The organism is Rhizobium terrae (assembly GCF_003425685.1).
Classification (GTDB): Bacteria; Pseudomonadota; Alphaproteobacteria; order Rhizobiales; family Rhizobiaceae; genus Neorhizobium; species Neorhizobium terrae.
Window position 1 is genome coordinate 1 of the sequence record NZ_QJKM01000052.1, and the last position, 4,070, is coordinate 4,070.

General features: G+C 52.6%; 4 protein-coding genes. 1 reads left to right on the forward strand and 3 read right to left on the reverse strand.

Annotation, left to right across the window (positions count from 1 at the left end; all coding sequences use genetic code 11):
* Positions 1–17: 17 nt before the first annotated feature.
* The 3 genes from tnpA to DMO26_RS33140 form a co-directional block, all read right to left on the reverse strand.
* Positions 18–515 (reverse strand): IS66-like element accessory protein TnpA, encoded by a 498-nt coding sequence (gene tnpA / locus DMO26_RS33130; RefSeq protein ID WP_404947109.1) that lies wholly within the window; start codon positions 513–515, stop codon positions 18–20.
* Between the two features lie 394 nt (positions 516–909).
* The gene (locus tag DMO26_RS33135; RefSeq protein ID WP_162895198.1) at positions 910–3,069 is read right to left on the reverse strand and encodes a hypothetical protein; all 2,160 of its coding nucleotides are present in this window, start codon (positions 3,067–3,069) and stop codon (positions 910–912) included.
* Positions 3,070–3,166: 97 nt separating this feature from the next.
* The gene (locus DMO26_RS33140; protein ID WP_226951519.1) at positions 3,167–3,775 is read right to left on the reverse strand and encodes an IS4 family transposase; all 609 of its coding nucleotides are present in this window, start codon (positions 3,773–3,775) and stop codon (positions 3,167–3,169) included.
* A gap of 66 nt (positions 3,776–3,841) precedes the next feature.
* Here DMO26_RS33140 and DMO26_RS33145 point away from each other — a divergent pair.
* Positions 3,842–4,070, forward strand: a 229-nt coding sequence (locus DMO26_RS33145; protein WP_205421307.1) for a transposase, incomplete at its 3' end; no start/stop codon positions are given.

Here is a 4,070-nt window from a genome sequence, read left to right on the forward strand (position 1 = left end):
GACCCAGGAGGTAATGTTCAGTGCCGAAAACTGGCCGGTCTTTGATCGGAACGGTGGCCGGCTTCAAATCGGAATGGTGGCCGGTCTTTGATCGGAATGGCGGCCGGCTTCACGTCGGAATCCGCACCTATGATTGCCGCCAGACCATCGACATCGCTGCATTCCAGCGTCAGGCTGACCCCGTTCGGCAGCACCGCGCTCAGCTTGGATGCATGAGATCGCTTGCCCACCGGCTCCACCTTCGTCAGTGGACCGCTGGCAGAAGACGAGTGCATATCCGTAGCTATCTGAACCGGAACGAACGTAGATACCGCAGGCATTGCACTATCTTCTTTGGCTCTCTTCACCCACTTGCGAACGAGATTGGCGTTGACGCCGTGCTCCAGAGCTAGACGCGAAACCGAAACGCCGGGCTCTAAACACGCTGCGACAAGCTGATCTCGGGAGGAAGGGTCATATCGACGGCGACCGTCGCGGCCAACAAGCCGCACCTGCAGTTTAGGAGCATCGTCCATGATTTGGTGTCCACCTGTTTTTGGTGGACACTTCATGCATCAGAGCACTCCGCTTCAAAAGGCGCATAGAAATTCGCGCTTACAGGCAAAAGTAGCCAACAGCCGTTAGGCCGCGCCGCCGATCACCAATTCAGCGGTAATTCGAGGTCTCCAGTTGATTGGGAAATATTGGGGCGTGCCCCGATGCGGGGCATCCATCTGCGTGTGGAGGGTTTGTGGGATGTGAACCGTTGAAACTGGGTTCTTCAAATCGACCCGGGCAGTGGGCGCTGGCGCATACTCTCACAGCGCAAATTGGCGTGATTCAGGCGAATGCCGTGCGCAGCGAGAGCGAAACCAGCAATGAGATCTGCCAGAAATACGCTGCTTTTGACGTGAACAGAATAATGGGATGTCAGTCCCTACTGGAAAACCGGGTCATCGAACGATCTCTGCTATCATCCCAGATGAAGTCTCGGAGGGAGCGCGAGACGACTGATGGAGAGCGTGGTTGTCGCGACGCTATTATTGGCGTGGGTGACAGCAGCTCTTCCGTCCTCGGCCTTTTCGCCGGATCCTCAACAGCGGCCGTTTCTCGTCCGCGTTTGCCCAGAAGAGTGATCGGGCTTCTGCCGCCACTCCCACGCCGCGGGTCGGTGTACGGCTCAGGCGATGCGGGGCTTTCCCGAGAAAATCGGCCGGAATTAGTTTCTGATCCGTCACGACTGTCACGGTCAGGCGTGGACACCACGTTCTTATGACCACCGAAGATATTCATCTTATATGTGACATGGTCCTCCTGAACAGGGACATCCGCCAGACCAAAATATGGATCGCCAAGCAGCTCGGCAAACGCCTTCTCGTCCTCCTCCGGTGGGTTCTCTCGTAGCTGCTTGAGAAACTCGTCGGGCAGCTTTTCCGTCCTCAGCCTCTTCGCCGGATCCTCGAAAACGGGAGGTGTTTCGCGTCCACGCTTGCCCAGAAGAGTGATCGGGTTTCTGCCGCCACTCCCACGCCCCGAATCCGTGGAAGACACAAACGATGCTGGGCTTTCCCGAGAAGATCCACCGGTGTAAGTTTCCGATCCCTCGCGACTGTCACGGTCAGGCGTGGACGCCCGGCTCCCATAGTGATCGTACCCCGTCATCAAAAGTTCCAAATGGTCATCTTGATCGAGGGCCTCTTCCTGACCAATATGAGGACTCGGTAGTCTTTCGGCAACCAAAAGTCGGTGCCTTTCTAGCTGTTCGAAATTCTCTCGGTGGTACCGGGCGGACATCAAGGCTGAATCTTCGTCATGCGCATTTTCACCAGCCGCCCGATTCGATCCCTCCGACAGGGGTGAAACTCCAATCTCCACCGGCCGTTCAGGGCTCCCCACAGCCTCTTGTGTTTCCGGAGTAGGGGAAACCTGAGCGGCATCCCGGTCTTCACTGCGCTCATCTCTGTCAGCCGGGCTCGACCTCTCTAGCGCATGATCCGCCTGGTCTCCGGCAACCTCTAGCGTTTCTATAGCGTCAGCAGTGTTTTTTTCTTTGCCCTTAGTAGTTTCTCCTTTTCGCCCGTCGGAAACCCTCTTCTGAATCACTGCTTGAAGGCGGCTAGCTTCACTGAGAAAATTACGCTTCCTTTCAAATGTAGCTTCAGGCGTGGCTTCTGTGTTTTCAAGCGTGGCTTCAAAAATCGCGAAGAGCTCGCGAGTCGCGTTTGGGCGGTTTGATTTCTGCTGATCCCTCACGAATTGTTCACGCTGGGTTGGTGTTTTTATTTTCCGCTTCTCAATATCATCGGCAATAATATCATTTCTAATTTCCTCTACTTTATCCGCCAGACTGCCTGAAAGAGAATAATAACCACCAGTTTTTCCGTTTGCTAGATACGAAAAGAAACTATCCGTTAGCTTATTTCTATCTATTTTCTTCAAAGGCTCAATGATGCAATTATACAGAAAGTATCTTTGCACAAAACTCCTTGAAATACGATATTGCGCTTGACTTAATTTTTTTTGACGCTCACGAAAATCCCCAGGGGTACCCGGGTCTTCTCTGTGCTCATCTTCAGCAACCGAGCTGGACCGCTCTCGCGTATGACCAGCCTCTTCTCTCGCAACCTTCGGCGCTTCTATACTCTTCGTGCCTCGTTTCCTGCTGCGATCAATAGTAGCCTGAGTTGCCTTTATAACAGCTTCAGGATTTTTGAAAATATTGTTTCCATCTTTAAGTTCGGCATAAAAAATCTCAAATGCTTGGCGAGTCGCGTTTTGAGAATCTTCTTTCAGCTGATCATCCAAGAATTTATTACGCTGCTCAAATGTTATCGCCTTGGAACTTAAGATATCTTTTTCAATTTTCACCACTTTTTTGTAAATATCATCTTTGAGAGCATAAACTCCATGAATTGCTCCGCTCGACAAGTATGATATAAAGCTATTTTTTAATTCATCGTCGCTGATTCGAAATTTTGATGAAACCTTACCTATGACAGCCAAGTATTTCCGCGCGAAGTTTCGTGTAAATTTACCTGATTCAGACATATCTAGCCGAAAATCCTGCATTGTAAGTTTAATATAGTACACGTTCTAGGTCATGGAAATTTGATTCTATATTTAATAGTAATAATTGTTTGAGAGGCAAGGCGTGAAAGGCTTCGATTGTAACCGCCTGAGCACACTTTCAGTTACCCATAAGTTCGGCTCCGATGGTCATGCCGATCCTGATATCTGTGAGGCACGATAAGCCTCGCCACATGACGGTGTTGCCCGGTGGCGGATCGTGTGCGCGAGCCAGATAGCCACCGAGCTTTGCAATCTTGATCACATAACCGGACAAAGTACCCGCGCGAGATGCGGGCGGCTCGCCCTTATCGGGCAGCAGATGGTCGAGCAGCTTCATCTCGATCGGCGTGATCGCGACGGTGGGGTCGGCATCCGGTGTGGCTCGGTTGAGCATGGTCATCCAGAAGATCCGCCAGGCCAGAATACAGAAGACGGCAATGAGCTTTACAAGGCGCTCAGCGGTTTGCAGTCGGGCCTCTTCAGCCTTGCAACCGGATTTCAGGATCTTGTGGAAGATCTCTATCTTCCAGCGCATGGCGTACCAATCGAGCTTCTCGATGGCGCCTTCGTGGGAAAGGACGGGTAGATCGGTGATCAGCTTCCAGTCGATCCTTGGCCGATGCGTTGGTTCCTGCCGTTCCTGGGCGTGAAGCACTGTCAAATCAAGCGCTGGATAGCGCTTCTGCTTGCCGATCGGCGGCAGAACATGGATGCGGCGGAATCTGATCTCGACAGCAAGGGAGTGTCAGGAATTTCGTGTACGGGGTGCATAATGGGTATGAAGGAGATTCCCATGGCACGACGGAAAGAGCCGGTTATCCCGGACGCGATCTTGGACCAATTGCTTGGCGGGTCTGACGCCAAGACTGCCTTTGATGGCGGCGGGCTGATCGACCAGTTGAAGAAGGCGCTTGCGGAACGGGCTCTGAACGCGGAGATGGATCACCATCTCTCCAGCGAAGGTTCCCAGGGCAACAGCCGCAATGGCTATGGCAAGAAGACGGTTCTGACGGATGACGGGT